This is a genomic window from Pseudomonas sp., from assembly GCF_035554175.1.
In the GTDB taxonomy this organism is placed as follows: Bacteria; Pseudomonadota; Gammaproteobacteria; order Pseudomonadales; family Pseudomonadaceae; genus Aquipseudomonas.
Window position 1 is genome coordinate 283,281 of sequence record NZ_DATMIV010000010.1, and the last position, 18,287, is coordinate 301,567.

Below are 18,287 nucleotides of genomic sequence, written 5' to 3' on the forward strand. Positions count from 1 at the left end.
CTCACTGGCCCCACGAATCACGCAGGGTCACGGTACGGTTGAATACCGGCTGACCGGGTTTCGAGTCCTTCAGGTCCGCGACGAAGTAACCTTCGCGCTCGAACTGGAAACGGTCTTCCGGCTGGGCATTGCCGAGCGATGGCTCGGCGCGACAACCGGTGAGTACTTGCAGCGAGTCAGGGTTGATGTTGTCGAGGAAACTGGCGCTGTCTTCAGCCTTCTCCGGGTTCGGCGAACGGAACAGGCGATCGTACAGGCGCACTTCGCACTCGACGCTGGCAGCGGCCGGCACCCAGTGAATCACGCCTTTGACCTTGCGCCCTTCCGGGTTCTTGCCGAGGGTGTCCGGGTCATACGAGCAACGCAGTTCGACGATATTGCCATCGGCGTCCTTGATCGCTTCGTCGGCACGGATCACGTAGCTGCCGCGCAGACGCACTTCACCGCCCGGTTCCAGGCGCTTGTAGCCCTTCGGCGGCTCTTCCATGAAGTCTTCACGGTCGATATAGATTTCCCGGGCGAACGGCAGCGCGCGCACGCCCATGTCTTCTTTCGGGTGGCGTGGCAGTTCGAGGTTTTCGACCTGGCCTTCCGGGTAGTTGGTGATCACCACTTTCAGCGGACGCAGTACGCACATCGCGCGCGGTGCGCTCTGGTCGAGGTCGTCGCGGATGCTGAATTCGAGCATGCCGAAATCGACCACGCCGTCGGAACGGTTGGTGCCGATCATTTCGCAGAAGTTGCGGATCGATTTCGGCGTGTAGCCACGGCGGCGGAAGCCCGAGAGGGTGGACATGCGCGGATCGTCCCAGCCGTTGACGTGCTTCTCGTCAACCAGTTGCTTGAGCTTGCGCTTGCTGGTGATCGTGTAGTTGAGGTTCAGGCGGCTGAACTCGTACTGACGCGGGTTCGCCGGCACCGGCAGGTTTTCCAGGAACCACTCGTACAGCGGACGATGGCTTTCGAACTCAAGCGTGCAGATCGAGTGGGTAATGCCTTCGATGGCGTCCGACTGACCGTGAGTGAAGTCGTAGTTCGGGTAGATGCACCATTTGTCACCGGTCTGGTGGTGATGGGCGTGGCGGATGCGATACATGATCGGGTCGCGCAGGTTCATGTTCGGCGAAGCCATGTCGATCTTCGCGCGCAGCACGCGGGCGCCGTCGGCGAATTCACCGGCCTTCATGCGGGCGAACAGGTCGAGGTTTTCTTCCACGGAGCGGTCGCGGAACGGGCTGTTCTTGCCCGGCTCGGTCAGGCTGCCACGGTATTCCTTGGCCTGCTCGGGGGTCAGGTCGTCGACGTAGGCCTTGCCGGCCTTGATCAGCTCGACGGCCCAGTCGTGCAACTGGTCGAAATACTGCGAGGCATAGCGCACTTCACCCGACCACTCGAAACCCAGCCATTTGACATCGCTTTCGATCGCGTCGATGTATTCCTGGTCTTCCTTGGCCGGGTTGGTGTCGTCGAAACGCAGGTGCGTGACGCCGCCGAACTCCTGGGCCAGACCGAAGTTGACGCAGATCGACTTGGCGTGGCCGATGTGCAGGTAGCCGTTGGGCTCCGGCGGGAAACGAGTCACGATCCGGGTGTGCTTGCCCGAGTCCAGGTCTGCCTGGATGATCGGCCGCAGGAAGTTGACCGGCACGGCAGGGCCGGACTTGGCATTCGAGGTAGGGTCGACAGTGGGCTTGCTCATAGGATCCTTGACGTACAGGTGCGCGGCCGCAAAGAGGGGCCAGACAAAACAAAGCCGCTATCATAGCCGATGCTGTCAAGGGCCTGACAGAGCAGGCCCGATAAAGGCATGCATTTAATCGCAGCGATTTGAAAAACCGCCTCGAAATTCGCGCCTGTCACGCTAAACTGCGCACCTTGGCCGAAGCAGGCTGAACCGGTTTTCGGCACAGCTGTCCGAAAACCACGAATTCCCTATAAAGAGTAATGACCATGACTCAAGTCAAACTGACCACCAACCATGGCGACATCGTCATCGAACTGAACGCTGAAAAGGCGCCGATCACCGTTGCCAACTTCATCGAGTACGTCAACGCCGGTCACTACACCAACACCGTATTCCACCGCGTCATCGGTAACTTCATGATCCAGGGCGGCGGTTTCGAGCCTGGCATGAAAGAAAAGAAAGACAAGCGCCCAAGCATCCAGAACGAAGCGGACAACGGTCTTTCCAACGACAAATACACCGTCGCCATGGCCCGCACCATGGAGCCGCATTCGGCTTCGGCGCAGTTCTTCATCAACGTCGCCGACAACACCTTCCTCAACCACAGCGGCAAGAATGTGCAGGGCTGGGGCTACGCGGTATTCGGTAAAGTCACCCAAGGCACCGACGTTGTCGACAAGATCAAAGGCGTGTCGACCACTTCCAAGGCCGGCCACCAGGACGTACCCGCAGACGACGTGATCATCGAGAAAGCCGAGATCATCGCAGCGTGATATTGCTGATTTCAGACTTGCATCTGGAAGAGGAGCGCCCGGACATTACCCGGGCGTTTCTGGATTTGCTCGCCGGACGCGCCCGCTCGGCGAGTGCGTTGTACATCCTCGGCGACTTCTTCGAAGCGTGGATTGGCGACGACGCCATGACGCCCTTTCAGCGTTCCATCTGCCAGGCCCTGCGCGACTTGAGCGACAGCGGCACGGCGATTTTTCTCATGCACGGCAATCGCGACTTCATGCTCGGCAAGGCTTTCTGCAAACAGGCCGGCTGCACATTGCTGAAGGACCCGAGTGTAGTGCAGTTCTACGGCGAGCCGGTGCTGCTGATGCACGGCGACAGCCTGTGCACCCGCGACGTCGGCTACATGAAACTGCGCCGCTATCTGCGTAACCCGATCACCCTGTTCATCCTGCGCCACCTGCCCTTGCGCAGCCGCCAGAAACTGGCGCGCAAACTGCGCAGCGAGAGCAAGACGCAGGTGCGGATGAAGGCCAATGACATCGTCGATGTCACGCCGCAAGAGGTTCCGCGGATCATGCAGCAATTGGGGGTGAAAACCCTGATCCACGGCCACACCCACCGCCCGGCGATTCACAAGTTGCAGCTCGGAGAGCAAGCGGCAAAGCGGATTGTGCTCGGAGATTGGGATCGCCAGGGTTGGGCGCTGCAGGTGGATGAAAGCGGCTACGCCCTGGCGCCGTTCGACTTTGCCCCGCCACCCGCCCTGCCCGCCCCAACGATTTAAAGCGAAGATCAAAAGATCGCAGCCTTCGGCAGCTCCTACAGGAGAATACATTCCAAAGTAGGAGCTGCCGAAGGCTGCGATCTTTTAGCAATCAACGCACCATCAATGACCGGACGCAGCCGGCCCGGCCTTCGCGGCAAACGGCGGTTTCGCCAGCCACACGATCAGAATCAACCCCATAAAGCCCCAGCCCAACAGCGTGAAGTAGTCCACGGTGGAAAGCATGTACGCCTGGCTGGTCAGAATCCGGTCCATCTGCGCATACGCCGACTGACTCGCCCCGCCCAGCGCATTCAAGGTCTCGCGCGTGGCCGGCTCAAAGGTGCTGATGCTCTCGCTCATGTACGCATGATGCTGATCGGCACGGCGAATCCAGATCCACGTGGTCAGCGACGCGGCAAAACTACCGCCCAACGTCCGCAGGAAAGTCGCCAGACCAGCACCGTCGGCAATCTGACTCGGCGGCAAGTCCGACATCAGAATGCTCAGGGTCGGCATGAAGAACAGCGCCACGCCGATACCCATGAACAACTGCACCAGGGCGATGTGCTGGAAGTCGACCTCGTTGGTGAACTCGGCGCGCATGAAGCAGCTCAGGCCAATCGCCAGGAATGCGATGCCGGCGAGCAGGCGCAGGTCGAACTTGTGCGCGTACTTGCCGACGAAGGGCGACAGCAGCACCGGCAAAATCCCGATCGGCGCCACTGCCAGACCGGCCCAGGTCGCGGTGTAGCCCATTTGCGTTTGCAGCCACTGCGGCAGGATCAGGTTGATGCCGAAGAACCCGGCGTAACCCAGCACCAACACCAGCGTGCCGATGCGGAAGTTGCGATAGGCGAACAGGCGCAGGTTGACCACCGGATGGCGGTCGGTCATTTCCCAGATCACGAACACCGCCAGCGCCACCACGGAAATCGCCGCACCGACAATGATGAAGTTCGATTCGAACCAGTCCAGGTCATTGCCCTTGTCGAGGATCACCTGCAATGCGCCGACGCCGATGATCAGCGTGATCAGGCCGACGTAGTCCATCGGCTGGCGACTGGTGACCACCGGCCGCTTCGCCAGTTGCGAACGCACTACCATCACCGCAAAGATGCCGATCGGTACGTTGATGAAGAAGATCCATGGCCAGCTGTAGCTGTCGGTGATCCAGCCACCGAGAATCGGCCCGGCAATTGGCGCGACCACCGTGACCATCGCCAGCAACGCCAGGGCCATCCCGCGTTTCGCCGGTGGGTACACGGCAATCAGCAGGGTCTGCGTCATCGGATACAGTGGCCCGGCGACAAGGCCTTGCAGCACACGAAAGCCGATCAACTCTGGCATCGACGTCGAGATGCCGCAGAGAAACGACGCCAGCACAAACAGCATCGTCGCCCACAGAAACAGCTTCACTTCGCCGAAGCGGCGGCTCAGCCAACCGGTCAGCGGCAGCGCGATTGCGTTGCTCACGGCGAAGGACGTGATAACCCAGGTGCCCTGCTCGGAACTCACTCCGAGGTTGCCGGAAATCGTCGGCAGTGCCACGTTGGCGATGGTGGTGTCGAGCACTTGCATGAACGTCGCCAGCGACAGCCCGATGGTGCTGAGCAACAGGCTGGGCGGCGTGAAAGAAGCGTTATTGCTCATTGTGAATCCTATGAAGCAGGGTTGGCGCTATGGCCTGATGAACACAGCCGGCCTTGTGGAAGCAGTTTTTTGTGGCGAGGGAGCTTGCTCCCGCTGGGTCGCGAAGCGGCCCCAAAAAATCTACGACTGCTTCGCAGCCGAGCGGGAGCAAGCTCCCTCGCCACAGTGGAACGCATCTGATCTCAGCGCTGTGCGGTCTTGCCCGCCGCTGCGCTGTTGTCGTGAATCAGTTGGGCAATCATTGCGTCCGCTTCAGCCAATTGGCGCTCGTAGACGTTGGTGCTGAACGAGGCTTTTTGCGGTGGTTGCTGGGCCAGCACCGGGCCGCTCTGATCGTGCAGATTGACCTCGACATTGGTCGACAGACCGACACGCAGCGGGTGCTTGGCCAGCTCTTCGGCATTGATGTGGATACGCACTGGTACGCGCTGGACGATCTTGATCCAGTTACCGGTGGCGTTCTGCGCCGGCAGCAAGGCAAACGCGCTGCCGGTGCCGGCACCGAGGCTGTCGACGGTGCCGCTGTATTTCACATCGCTGCCGTAAATGTCGGCCTCGATATCCACCGGCTGACCGATGCGCATGTCACGCAGTTGGGTTTCCTTGAAGTTGGCGTCGATCCACAGTTGATCCAGCGGAATCACCGCCATCAGCGCGGTGCCCGGCTGTACGCGCTGACCGAGCTGCACGGTGCGCTTGGCGACGTAACCGGTGACCGGCGCAATCAAGGTGCTGCGAGCATTGGTCAGGTAAGCCTGACGCAGATCGGCAGCCGCCGACATCACGTCCGGGTGCGACGACACCACGGTGTCGTCGACCAGTGCGCTGGTGGTTTTCAGTTGCTGTTTCGCATTGGCCAAGGCGTTCTGCGCCGAGGTCAGGTCGTCGCGAGCGTGGGACAGCTCTTCCTGGGAAATCGCTCCGCCCTGGGCCAGATTTTTCCGCCGGTTGTAGTTGTCCTGCGCCTTTTGCACTTCGGCCTGCTGCGCGTTGACCTGGGCTTTCATGCCATCGACGTTGCTGTACAAACCGCGCACCTGGCGCACGGTGCGCGCCAGTTTGGCCTTGGCACTTTGCAGGCCAACCTCGGCATCGTTAGGGTCGAAGTTGACCAGCACCTGGCCTTCATGGACCAGATCACCGTCGTCGGCGCCGATGCTGACCACGGTGCCGGTGACCAGCGGGGTGATTTCCACGACGTTGCCGTTGACGTAGGCATCATCGGTGCTTTCGTTGAAGCGCCCGATGAACTCGTGATAAGCCCAGACGCCGGCAATGGCGAGCAGGACGATCACGGCCAGCGTCACCAGCATGACCTTGCGTTTGCGCGGGTTGCCGGTATCCGGATTGTTGTCTTGAGCTTGGGTGTTTTCGGCAGTGGCCATGACTAATACCTTGAATTATGGGTGCGACGGGGCTGGGCTGGCGTTGGCTGCGGTCAGGGTTTCCCCCTGGAAGCCGCCGCCCAGCGCTTGCATCAGTTGAATCGACAGGTCGATCTGCTCGGCATTGAGGTTGGCCAGTTGACGCTGGGCCTGGAGCAATTGCTGCTCGATGCTGAGCACGTCCAGGTAGTTGCCGATGCCGGAACCGTAACGCTGGACCACGGTGTTGTAAGAATCCTGGGCGATGTCGGTGGCGTGCTGCTGCGCGCCGATCTGCCGACCGATGTCACGCAACTGGTTGATCGTGTCGCCGACATCGCCGAGGGCTTTCACCAGACTCTTGTTGTACTGCGCCACCGCCAGATCGTAATCGGCGTCGCGCGCATCGAGGCTGGCGCGCAGGCGTCCGCCATCGAAGATCGGCAGCGACACGGTCGGCGCAATGTTGAAGAAACGGCTGGCGGAACCGAACATCGCATCCCCGAGCAACGACTCGGCGCCGGCCGAGGCCGACAGATTGAGGTTGGGGTAGAAACGGGTTTTTGCCGCATCGATGTCCTTGCTCGCCGCTTCGACACGCCAGCGCGCCGCGACCAGATCCGGGCGCCGGCCGAGCAGTTCCGCCGGCAACACCGACGGCACCGCTACGGCACCGGCTTGCAGGACTTTCGGCCGGGCGATCTCGTTGCCGCGATCCGGGCCTTTGCCGAGCAATACCGCCAAGGCGATTTTCGCGCTGTTCAGGCGTTTTTCCGCGTCGATCAGGCTGGCCTGAGAGCTGGCCTCCAGACTCTGGGTTTGCTGGAACTGGTACTGGCTATCGATCCCCGAACTCAAGCGGCGCTGGCTGAGGTCGAGCATTTGCCGGGTGCGCTTGAGGTCTTCGCTGGCGAGGTCGTAAACGATGTGCGCCTGCCCGAGATCGCTGTAGGCACGGGCGACGTCAGCGGCGAGGGTCAGCTGGGCGGCCTGACGGTCGACTTCAGCAGCGCGGGCCTCGCCGAGTGCGGCTTCCCAGGCATCGCGCTGGCCACCCCACAAGTCGAAGTTGTAATTGAAGCCGGCGCTGACATTGCGCACCGTCGCATAGGCACCGCCCTGCCCGCGCGGATCCTGATCGCGGGCCAGCCGCGAACGGCTGATGCCGGCGCTGGCGTCGAGGGTCGGATAACGCTCGGCATCGGCGGCATACGCGGCGGCGCTGGCCTGATGGGCGCGGGCTTCGGCGATCTGCATGTCGGGGCTATCGCGCAAGGCTTCGCGGATCAAGCCGTCGAGCTGCGGATCGCCGAGGCTGCTCCACCAGTCACTTTTCGGCCACGCCGCCGGCGACAGGGTGACGCCTTGCAGAGACTGCGCTGTCTTGAGGTCCTTCGCGTCGAGGCGCTGGCCTTCGGTGTCGAGGCCGCTGTAATTGGCACAACCGGCGAGGATCATCGCCGACAGCAACAGCGTCAGGCTGCTGCGCAAGGTTTTAGCGCTCATTGTGTTCACCCAAACGCTGGACGGTGATCGGGTCACCGGCGGCCAGCAGGATTTTCTTGAGGATGTATTCCAGGGTCTTCAGCTCGTCGCGGGAGATGGCGCCGGCCAGTTCATTCATCGCATCGGCACCGATGTGCGGCAGGCGATCGGCCAGTTGCTGGCCCTGCTCGGTCAGCTTCAGTTGCACCTGACGGCGATCGCCTTCGCTGCGTTGGCGGATCAGAAAAGCTTTCTGTTCGAGACGATCGAGCATGCGCGTCATCGAGCCACTGTCCAGCGACAGGTGCCGGCACAGCTCCGCCGGGGTGTCGACGCCGAACTGGGCCATGATGATCAACACCTTGAACTGCGCGGCAGTGATGCCGTGGGGTTCCATGTGGGTGTCGATGATGCGGTCCTTGAGCAACGCGGCACGACCGAGCAACAGGCCGAGGTGGCAGTGTTTGAATTCTTCCGGGGTGAAATGCTTCATGTGTCGACCTGATAACTGCCTAGGCAGTGAATGTATGTCGAGATGTTACTGCTTAGGCAGCGAATGTCAATGCAATAGTTAGGGGGCTTGGTAATCAGTTGACGAGTGGGGGTGGTTGTTGCGATGGGTAGGCCTTGGCATGCATCCCCTGTAGGAGTGAGCCTGCTCGCGATGGTGACCTTTCATTCACCATCAACGGTGCGGCTGATGGCCTCATCGCGAGCAGGCTCACTCCTACAGGGGAATGCATTCCAATGTGAGAGCGCCGGTGCTTTCTAGGAATCGCCTGATGCCCAAGACCATTGAGCATGGTTAACGTATGCCGCTCATTGGCCGATACGTAAAGCCCTCTTTATGAAGCGTTTCCAACCCCAGCGCGCTATCCCGATCGCGAAATTGATTCACACGCTATGTCTGACGCTGCTCTTCGTTTCAAGCTACGCGGGCGCGGTAAATTGTTCATTCGTCGCGGGCCATCATCAAACTATTCTCAACATGAAAGTTCCGGCTACACTTTCGATTCCGCGTGACACCCCTAACGGCGCCGTTATATATGAGACCCCCGTAATAACTCTTGGGGCTACACCTAGCTCTTATACATGTATCAATAACTATTCATATGGTGCTCAAAACAATGTCGGAACGTCGAAACAGGGCGACGAACTGTATCCAATTGGAAACACTGGGCTCGCATGGCAGTGGGTCTTCAGCGACCTGAATCTTGCCATCTATCCATCAGAACGGGGAGCCGCGGGTACGTACGGATTTGGCCAAACAAACCATAGACTGCGATTGATTAAAATAGCGGATTTGGCAGACGTACAGAAAATCCCTGCAGGAACACTGGGATTTTTCCATATAGACGACTTATCGCCACTGGCAATGGCGACCAACGGCGTAACGATCGTACCTCAATCCTGTGAAACACCTGATATCCAGGTAGATATGGGATCACACGACATCAGTATATTCGCCAATAACGGCGCCTATTCCGAACCGGTCAAATTCGACATAAGCCTCAACAACTGTCCGCCCGGCATTAACAAAGTAACTTATACACTCAAGCCTACCTCAACTTCTCCCTCGCAAGATTCTACAAGGGGCATCGTAAAACTGAGTGCCGATTCGACTGCTGAGGGTTTGGCTTTGCAAATACTCAACACGGATGGAACGCCCTTGGTTTTACATCAAAGCTATGTGTTCACGGACTATCCCGCTGCGGGAGGCAACTTGAAAATCCCCCTCAGTGCCCGATACTTTCGCGTCGCTGAAACAGCTGGCAATGGCGGGTTTGACAAGGGCATGCGCGCCGGAACAGCCAACGCAACAATTGCCTTTGTCATGAGTTACCTGTGAATCCATTAACGCGTTGCCACAGCCGATTGTTCGCGCCCCCCTCTTTAGGAATCGTCTGATTTTCGTCGTGCCCGGCCCGCCCTACTGTGCCGGGATGCGCTTGAAGAACTACCTCCACCAGATCAGCCCTGTCCTGTCCACGCCTCACGCGGCGCGACGCTTGTTGCGCATTTTTGCGTTGGTATTGCTGGTGGGCATCCTCGGCGGCGTGTACAGCTTTCTGCTGTTTACCTTCAACAATGAAATTTCCCAGCGGCGCAGCTACATGAGCAGCGCCATCGCCGAGGCGCATACGTTTTTCACCACCCGGGAAGCGCTGCTCGAAAGCCTGAGTCTGTCGGCGACCCGACAGACCGCGCTGAGCGCGCCGCTGTCCGAAGAGGAGATCCGTCTGCTGCTCGGACAAACCCCCGGCAAGCAATGGAGCATCTGGCTGACCCAGCGCATGCGCGACTTCCTGCAAGCGCGCAAATTGAATCTGCTGTACGTCAGCAGCGGCGCCGATGCCCAGGTCTGGCGCTTGTACAACACGACGCCCATGGCCGACGACTTTCCGCATGAGATGCTTGATCGTCTGGAAACCCTCAAGCGCGACAACAACGGTGCCCTGAAAGAGATCTGGCTGACCCACAACTGGCAAGGGCACTCGCAGCTGTACATCTTCATTCGTCTGGATGAGCGCGACCTCGATTCTGGCTGGCTCGGTCTGGAGATGGATGACCGCGAAGTCTCCAATGCGCTGAGCGACCACAGCGCCGGCGAGTTCACCATGTTCAATTCTCAGGGCATGCCGTTATTCAGCAACAGCCACAAGCCGCCGCCCGGGCAGAATCTGCCGCTGCTGCGTCAGCAGGATTTCTTCGGTTTCGTCGGCGACGGCTGGCTGCCCGAGCAACTGGTATTGCGCAAACAGCTCAAGTCGTCGGACTGGCAACTGACCTACTCCATCGACTTGCTCGCCGTGCTGTGGGCCTTGTGGCCGCAGTTGCTCGGTGCGCTGGCGTTCTGTCTGGCGAGCATCAGCCTGGTGTGGCTGCTGATCCGGCGCCTGGAGCATCGCTTCATCACCCCGGCCCTGCACCGGATTCAGGCGCTGGTAGAAAGCGAGCTGTTCAGCCGCGATGTGATCCAGACCGCTCCGGTGGCGCTCTGTGTGTTGCGTCGCAGCGACGCTCAGGTGGTACTGGAAAACACCCTCGCGCAGCAATGGCTGGGCACGTGCACTGAGCAACTGGGTCGCGGCTGGATCCACGCGGCATTTGCTGAACTCGCGCCGTGTCTGACCGACTATTTCGAGACCGCCGACGGCCGCCACCTGTACCTGAGCTGCGCGCCGACCCGCTACAAGGGCGAAGACGTGTTGCTGTGCGCCTTCAGCGACATCAGCGCACGCCGGCAAATCGAAGCGGCGCTGGAGCAGGCGCGCCAGTCGGCCGATGCTGCCAACGAAGCGAAAACCCTGTTCCTGGCGACCATGAGCCATGAAATCCGCACGCCGCTGTATGGCGTACTCGGCACTCTCGAACTGCTCGCCCGCACCCAGCTCGACACTCAGCAGAAAAGCTACTTGCGCGCGCTCGAAGGCTCGTCCGCGACCCTGCTGCAATTGATCTGCGACGTGCTCGACGTGTCGAAAATCGAGGCCGGGCAACTGGCGCTGGAACTCAGTGACTTTTCCATCGTCGCCCTGGCCCAAGAGGTTGTGCAGGGCTACGCGGCGGCGGCGCAGAGCAAAGGTTTGCAGCTGTATGCCTGCTTCGATCCGCAACTGCCCGACAGCCTGATTGGCGACATCAGTCGTGTCCGGCAGATTCTCAACAATCTGCTGAGCAATGCGGTCAAGTTCACCGATTCCGGACGCGTGGTGCTGCGGGTCAACGTGCTGTCGCGCGAAGGCGAGCGCGTCTGCGTGCAATGGCAGGTATCGGACACCGGGCGCGGCATTGCCCACGATGATCAGGCGTTTATATTCGAGCCGTTCTACCAGACCCAAGGCAACAGCCACGTCATTGCGGGTACCGGGCTGGGCCTGCCGATCTGTCTGCGGCTGACGAATTTGATGAACGGCACCCTGCGGATGGTCAGCGAACCGGGGCTGGGCAGCAGTTTTTCCCTGACCTTGCCGCTTGAGCAGCGCTCGGGCAACACGCCGCCTGACACACAACCGAAGCTGGCGGGGGACATCATTTACGTGGTGTCGCCAGTACGCGAACTGGCCGACAGCCTCGCTGGCTGGCTGCGCCGCTGGGGCGCCCGCCCGCACGTCGGCGCGCCGGCCAGTCACGCACCTGCCGACGGCGGCGTATTGCTTGAGCTGTACCCGGCGCCGATGGACCAGCGCAGCGAACTGCGCTGGTCAGGGCCACGTGTGCTGGCCAGCGGCGCGGGTGCCTGTGAGCCGCAATGCACAGTCGACGGCTGGATAGCGAATCTGAACGATCTGGCCGCAATCCGCCAGGCCGTGCGCCAGGCTCAGGGCGGCGCCGTTATCGAGCATCAGCAGACACAGACCCAGTCGTTGACGCCGCTGCACCTGCACATCCTCGTCGCCGAAGACAATGCGATCAACCAGTTGATTCTGCGCGACCAGTTGCAGGAACTCGGCTGCACGGTGGCGCTGGCCAGCGATGGCGAAGAGGCCTTGTCGCTGTGGCAGGCCAACACCTTTGATGTCGTGCTCAGCGACGTCAACATGCCGCGCCTCAATGGCTATGAACTGGCCAAGGCCCTGCGCAGACTGGGCTGCACCACGCCGATCATCGGCGCCACCGCCAACGCCCTGCGCGGCGAAGAGGCGCTGTGTCTGGCCGCCGGGATGAATCACTGCCTGATCAAACCTTTTACGCTAAGAGCCTTGTCGATCGTCCTGGCTCCCTACCAACGAGTCGCCCATGAAGTCCCCTAGCCTGCTGATTGTCGAAGATCACCCGTTCCAGCATCTGTACTTGCAGAACCTGTTCAACGAGCTGGGCGTCTTCGATCTGGAGTTTGCCAGGGACGGCGAAGAAGCCTTGCGGCGCCTGAAAAACCGCGAGTTCGACCTGGTGCTCACTGACCTGTTGATGCCAGGCATGGACGGTGTGCAGTTCATTCAGGGCCTGGCCGCGCAGCCCTCCCGCCCGGCACTGGCGATCATGAGCGCCGCCTCACGGCGCATGCTGATGGGCGCGAGCCTGGTGGCGAGCAATCTGCAGGTCAAAGTTATCGGGCTGATTTCCAAACCGGTCAACAGCGCCGCCCTGCGTTGCCTGATCGACCAGTTGCAGGCGCTGCGTCAGGACGTGCCGATCGCCGCGCAGGCTGGCATCGACCGCCAGAGCCTTGTCCGGGCGTTGGATAACGGTGAGCTGCAAGCCTGGTTTCAACCAAAGAAGGCCCTGGACAACGGTCGCATCGTCGCCGCCGAAGCACTGGTGCGCTGGGCTCACCCGGAACACGGCACGTTGTTGCCCGGCGCCTTTCTACCGGCGCTGATCGCCTGCGATCTCGAAGAGCACCTGCTCTGGCGGGTACTGGAACAGGCAATGGCCGCCCAAGCGGTATGGCGTCAGCAGGGCTATGACATTCCAGTGTCGATCAACCTGCCGACGCACCTGCTCAACAGTCACGACCTGCCGGATCGCATCCTCGCTTTTGTCCTGCAACACAACGGGCTGCCGGCGCGGATCTGTTTCGAGTTGATGGAGTGCTCGGTGCCCGATGACATCAGCAATTTCTACGCCGGTGCCTGCCGCTTGCGAATCAAGGGTTTCGGCCTGTCACAGGATGATTTCGGCAAGGGCTACAGTTCCTACATGAACCTGGTCTCTGCCCCTTTCACCGAACTGAAAATCGACCGCGCGCTGGTGCAGGGTTGCAACCGCAACGCCGAACTGGCGCAGGCGCTGACCAGCATTGTCACGTTGGGCCGGCAACTGGGTCTGACGGTGGTCGCCGAAGGCGTGGAAACTGCGCAGGAACTTGCTCTGTTGCGTAAAATCGACTGCACTCAGGTCCAGGGTTTCCTGATCTCCCACGCTGTGTCTTCGGAGCAGTTCCAGCAGTTGCTCTGTCATGACGGACCGGCGAATGTCTGGTGATCCGCAGCACGCGGTGGACGACCGCCACTTGCCATCGAGGTCAGCCGTGTTCAAACGCTTATCCACTTTTATCGACCGAGCGTATTGATGCCGCACCCCAATGCCCTGCTGGAAAAACTTGCCAACAGCTCGCAGCGCCTGAACAAGGGCTTGCTGATCCTCGGCGCGCTTGCGCTGCTGTTGCTGGGTATCAGTTATCTGGGCGTGCAGCGCATGGTGGAAGAGCAGCGCGATACTCTGCAGTTTCACTTCGCCCGCCTGATGGAAAACATTCGTGAGCAGGAGGCCTTTCTCGGTGACATCTCACGGGCCGGCGCCAGCGGTGATTACTTGCCGGTTACCGTGGCGTCGCCGGTGGTGCAAAAACTGTTGCCCGAGGAAGGCCCGAACATTTATCAAGGCCGCGGGTTGCCGTTTTCGTTACCGTTCAGCGTGAAGATTGATCCGCAGCGAATTGCCCCCGACCAATATCCCAAGGTGTTTGCGCTGGGCAGTTATCTGGCGGCGTATTACAGCGCCTTCTGGGCGGCATCGCATTACCAGTCGCCGCAGGTGATCCTGCTCAACGGGCCGGACAATTACGATATCGCCGTGCCTGCCACCGGCCGTTTGCGCGGCGCCGGGCCAACGCAGGTCGGCCGGTTCGTCGAGCTCATGACCCAAATGAACATGCAGCGCCACGCACAGACTTCAGAGCAAGTGCACTGGGCGCCCTACCCGTTCGAGCAGGAAAACGATGGCACCCCGAGCCTGCTGGCCTACGTGCGGATCAACCTGAGCAAACCGACGCTGAGGATTGAGGGGGCGAACTCCTGGGTGCTGCTCGGCTCACTGTTGAAACTGTCGCAGGTCAACAATATCGAGCGCTTGATGGAGTGGTCGATTTACGACGATTTCACCCTGATCACGCCCAACGGCACGGTGTTGATCGGTGCGCTTAAGCCAGATCAAGCGCTCGATGACGGCGCGAACCTGACCCGCGACGGCCTGGTGTTCAAGCTGACCAGCCCCGGCGACCAACGCTGGACGGCGATCTATGTGATCAGCGTGCAGAGTTTTCTCGATTACGCGTTGTGGCCACTGCTGTGCCTGCTGGCTCTGGTGCTGGCCCTGCTTGGCAGTGGCCGCGCGCTCAATCGCTGGTACACCGACCGCGTTATCCTCCCCGCACAAAGTGCCCACGCCAGCATCGCCGAAAGCGAAGCCTTCAGCCGTGCGGTCATCGACACCGCGCCGACCGGCCTGTGCGTGATCAGCCGCCGCGATCATCAGGTGTTGCTGGAAAACCAGCTCGCCCAGCAATGGCACGACACTGGCGAACTGATCAGCCTGCTTGACCAGCAGGCGGCGACTGGCCATGGCCATGCCGAACTGGAGATAGACGGCCGGCATTTGCATGTCGCCTTCGTCGCCACCCGTTATCAGGGCCAGGATGCCTGGCTGTGTGCGCTGCACGACGTCACCCGCCATGTGGAAGACGCCGCGGCGCTGGAAGTCGCGCGTCAGGCCGCCGACTCGGCGAATCAGGCCAAGAGCCGCTTTCTGGCGACCATGAGTCATGAAATCCGCACGCCGCTGTATGGCGTGCTCGGCACTCTGGAGCTGCTTGGCCTGACCGCCCTCGCTCCGCGCCAACAGGATTATCTGGAGACCATTCAGCGCTCGTCGGCCAGTCTGTTCAAGCTGATCAGCGATGTGCTGGATGTGTCGAAGATCGAAGCCGGGCAGATGAACCTCGAGCTTCAGCCGTTCTGCCCGCTGGAGCTGACCGAAGACGTGGTGCGCAGCTACGGCGCGTTTGCCCGCGGCAAAGGATTGCAATTGTATGCCTGCATCGATGCAGCACTGCCGGATCAACTGCTCGGTGATGCGCAGCGCATTCGCCAGATCCTCAACAACCTGCTGAGCAACGCGATCAAGTTCACCGACAACGGCCGTGTGGTCGTGCGTGTTCGCGTGCTGCAAAACTCAGGCGGTCACGCCCGGGTGCAGTGGCAGGTCAGCGACTCGGGCGTGGGCATTTCCCAGGCGCAGCAACAGCAATTGTTCGACCCTTTCTATCAAGTCAACGAAGCCGACAGTCATGCCGGCGCGGGTCTCGGTCTGGCCATTTGCAAATGGCTGTGCGAGTTGATGCACGGCCAGTTGAACGTGGTCAGTGAACCGGGACTGGGCAGCTGCTTCAACTTGCAACTGATGCTCGATTGCGCACCGGGCAGCCTCGCCGATTGCCCGGCGTTCGGCGCCGACAGCCCCGCTGTCTACGTGCGTGCGCCAGTCGCTGAACTGGCGCAACATCTGATGGCGTGGCTCAACCGCTTTGGCCTCGACTGTCGACTGGTGACCAACGAGCTGCCGCCGCCTTCGGCGCTGCTGGTCGATCTTGCTCCACTGGCCAGCGCTACAGCTTTCGCTGGCCAGCGAATCGTCGCCATTGCCGCTGGCCCCAACCCGGCGCAGGTGAGCGGCAATGGTTGGCAGGTCGATGCCGACGACGTGCGCGCGATCGGCTGGGCGATTGCCCTCGCCGTGCACGGCGCCGGTCAGCAGCGCGCGCCGTCACGGCAGGCAGGCACCCGAGCGCTGAACCTGCGCGTGCTGGTGGCCGAGGACAATGCGATCAACGCGGCGATCATCAAGGAACAACTGGAGGCGCTGGGCTGCTCGGTGGTCGTCGCGGCCGATGGCGAACAGGCTTTGGCGCACTGGGCACCGGGGCGCTTCGATTTGCTGCTGACCGACGTCAACATGCCGGTCATGAACGGCTATCAACTGGCCGCAGCACTGCGCGAGCAGGATGCGACGCTGCCGATCATCGGCGTCACCGCCAATGCCCTGCGCGAAGAAGGCGAGCGCTGCGCCGCCGTCGGCATGAACGCGTGGATGGTCAAACCGTTGAACCTGGCGACGCTGCGTGCGCAACTGCAAAGCCATTGCCAGACCACCATCGCACCGATTGCCGATGCTCCCCCGACGCTCTCGCCGAAAATGCGCGAGCTGTTTGTCGTGACCCTGCGCCGCGACATTCAAAGCACCCTCAGCGCGCTGGACGCGGCCAACGCCGACAGCGTCGCGCAGCAACTGCACAGCATGGCCGGGGCACTGGGCGCGGTGCAAGTCGCGACACTGGCCAGCGCATTTGTCGAACTGGAATGTCGCCTGACCGGCATGGCCGTCACCCCGGCGCTGGCCGTGGAGGTGCGTCAACAACTGGCGCGCCTGAGCGACCTGCTCGACGCCCTTGAATAATTTCACTCTGGATAAAGCACCCATGGAAACCTTCAACGTTGTCATCGCCGATGATCATCCCATCGTCCTGCTGGGGGTGCGGGAACTGGTCGAGCGTGATCGCCGCTTCAGCGTAGTGGGCGAAGCCGTTTGCCCCGATGAGCTGATCGATTTGCTGAAGACCTGGCCGGTAGACCTGTTGATCACCGATTTCAACATGCCCGGTGACTCGCGCTACGGCGACGGGCTGAAACTGGTGGAATACGTGACCCGGCATTTCCCCCAGGTGCGGGTGCTGGTTCTGACCATGATTTCCAACCCGTTGATCCTGACTCGTCTGCAGGAACTCGGTGTACTGGCGGTGATTCAGAAAAACCAGTTGCACGTTGAAATAGAAGTGGCGCTCAAAGCCATTGCCAAAGGCAATACGGTTCGCAGCAAACAACCCGCACCCACTTCGGTGCTGGACAATAGCGCTGACCTCGATGAACGTTTTGCTCGTCTGTCGCCCAAGGAACATGAAATTCTGCGCTTGTTTGTGCAAGGACAAGGCGTCAATGAAATAGCCCGGGGACTTAACCGAAGTGCCAAGACGATCAGTACGCAGAAAGTTTCCGCCATGCGCAAACTTGAAGTAAACAGCGATCAGGAGTTACTGGCTTATTGTATCGAGCGAAACTTGTTCAACTAGACAATTGCGCACTTCAGTATGACTTTCCGCGCATCTAGGAATCGTCTGATGTTCCAGCGCAAGTACGCGATTTATTGTGTTGCTTTAACCCCACCAATGGAAAAGCAACATGAAAAAGCTGTCACGCACGCTTCTCGCCTTGTCGATCTTCGCTGCCGGTAATGTTCTGGCGGCCGATCCTGTTTCGCCAATCAAGGCGGGCAGCGGCACCATCAATTTCACCGGCACCATCAACAACGATGCTTGCTCGGTGGAGGGCGCCGGCAAGGACAAGACCATCTCGGTCAACATGGGCGAAGTGTCGATCAAGGACATGGGCACCGCCACCGCGCCGAAAGGCAACGGCACCCTGAGCGTCGAAAACTTCGACATGAAGATCAACTGCAATGCCGGGACCAAGGTGGCCATGATCTTCGAACCAACCAAGGGCGCAGGTTCGGGCATCGAAACCGGTACCAAGGTCTTGAAACTGATCGACGGCCTGGGTTCGGCAAAAGGCATCGGTATCGCCCTGCTTGATTCCAACGGCGCCGTGATCGACCTGACTTCGCCAACCACCGCGCGGATTGAAAACACCCTGCAGGACAGCAACACCACGCTGAAATTCTCGGCCGCCTACGTGACCACCGTCGATCCGAAGCTGGCGGTAGCCGGTCGTGGCGACGCGACCCTGCCGTTCACCCTGCAATACGAATAAACGCGCGATTCATCGAGCCAGTGCGGGGCGCAACGGCCCTGCACTTCCCTTCACTT

General features: G+C 60.6%; 13 protein-coding genes. 8 read left to right on the forward strand and 5 right to left on the reverse strand.

What is annotated here, in order from left to right:
* Window position 1 precedes the first annotated feature (1 nt).
* Window positions 2–1,699 carry a glutamine--tRNA ligase/YqeY domain fusion protein gene (locus VNV36_RS04890; protein ID WP_325716755.1) on the reverse strand — a complete coding sequence of 566 codons (1,698 nt, stop codon included), beginning with the start codon at window positions 1,697–1,699 and terminating at the stop codon, window positions 2–4.
* Window positions 1,700–1,950: 251 nt separating this feature from the next.
* On the opposite strand from VNV36_RS04890, the gene VNV36_RS04895 reads away from it, so the two are divergent.
* Complete coding sequence (locus tag VNV36_RS04895; protein WP_253503322.1) at window positions 1,951–2,457, forward strand: peptidylprolyl isomerase; 507 nt, start codon at window positions 1,951–1,953, stop codon at window positions 2,455–2,457.
* Window positions 2,454–3,206 (forward strand): UDP-2,3-diacylglucosamine diphosphatase, encoded by a 753-nt coding sequence (gene lpxH, locus VNV36_RS04900; protein WP_325716756.1) that lies wholly within the window; start codon window positions 2,454–2,456, stop codon window positions 3,204–3,206. The genes VNV36_RS04895 and lpxH overlap by 4 nt, the downstream gene beginning before the upstream one ends.
* Window positions 3,207–3,308: 102 nt before the next feature.
* Here lpxH and VNV36_RS04905 read toward each other — a convergent pair whose 3' ends face one another.
* From VNV36_RS04905 to VNV36_RS04920, 4 genes are all read right to left on the reverse strand, one after another.
* Complete coding sequence (locus VNV36_RS04905; protein WP_325716757.1) at window positions 3,309–4,838, reverse strand: DHA2 family efflux MFS transporter permease subunit; 1,530 nt, start codon at window positions 4,836–4,838, stop codon at window positions 3,309–3,311.
* A gap of 182 nt (window positions 4,839–5,020) precedes the next feature.
* Entirely contained in the window at window positions 5,021–6,223 is a 1,203-nt protein-coding gene (locus VNV36_RS04910; RefSeq protein ID WP_325716758.1) for an HlyD family secretion protein, read from the reverse strand.
* Window positions 6,224–6,238: 15 nt separating this feature from the next.
* Complete coding sequence (locus VNV36_RS04915; RefSeq protein WP_325716759.1) at window positions 6,239–7,708, reverse strand: efflux transporter outer membrane subunit; 1,470 nt, start codon at window positions 7,706–7,708, stop codon at window positions 6,239–6,241.
* Window positions 7,698–8,180, reverse strand: coding sequence for a MarR family winged helix-turn-helix transcriptional regulator (locus VNV36_RS04920; protein ID WP_325716760.1), 483 nt, complete (start codon window positions 8,178–8,180; stop codon window positions 7,698–7,700). The genes VNV36_RS04915 and VNV36_RS04920 overlap by 11 nt, the downstream gene beginning before the upstream one ends.
* 354 nt (window positions 8,181–8,534) lie before the next feature.
* On the opposite strand from VNV36_RS04920, the gene VNV36_RS04925 reads away from it, so the two are divergent.
* From VNV36_RS04925 to VNV36_RS04950, 6 genes are all read left to right on the forward strand, one after another.
* Entirely contained in the window at window positions 8,535–9,536 is a 1,002-nt protein-coding gene (locus tag VNV36_RS04925; protein WP_325716761.1) for a fimbrial protein, read from the forward strand.
* A 94-nt stretch (window positions 9,537–9,630) separates the two neighbouring features.
* Window positions 9,631–12,441 carry an ATP-binding protein gene (locus VNV36_RS04930; RefSeq protein ID WP_325716762.1) on the forward strand — a complete coding sequence of 937 codons (2,811 nt, stop codon included), beginning with the start codon at window positions 9,631–9,633 and terminating at the stop codon, window positions 12,439–12,441.
* On the forward strand, window positions 12,428–13,615 hold the full coding sequence (gene pvrR / locus VNV36_RS04935) for a response regulator cyclic di-GMP phosphodiesterase PvrR (protein WP_011334436.1): 1,188 nt from the start codon (window positions 12,428–12,430) through the stop codon (window positions 13,613–13,615). The genes VNV36_RS04930 and pvrR overlap by 14 nt, the downstream gene beginning before the upstream one ends.
* 87 nt (window positions 13,616–13,702) lie before the next feature.
* A complete protein-coding gene (locus VNV36_RS04940; protein WP_325716763.1) occupies window positions 13,703–16,864 on the forward strand; it encodes a hybrid sensor histidine kinase/response regulator in 3,162 nt (1,053 codons plus the stop codon).
* Between the two features lie 22 nt (window positions 16,865–16,886).
* Window positions 16,887–17,534, forward strand: coding sequence for a response regulator (locus tag VNV36_RS04945; protein WP_325716764.1), 648 nt, complete (start codon window positions 16,887–16,889; stop codon window positions 17,532–17,534).
* Between the two features lie 109 nt (window positions 17,535–17,643).
* Window positions 17,644–18,231 carry a fimbrial protein gene (locus tag VNV36_RS04950; RefSeq protein ID WP_325716765.1) on the forward strand — a complete coding sequence of 196 codons (588 nt, stop codon included), beginning with the start codon at window positions 17,644–17,646 and terminating at the stop codon, window positions 18,229–18,231.
* Window positions 18,232–18,287: the final 56 nt, after the last annotated feature.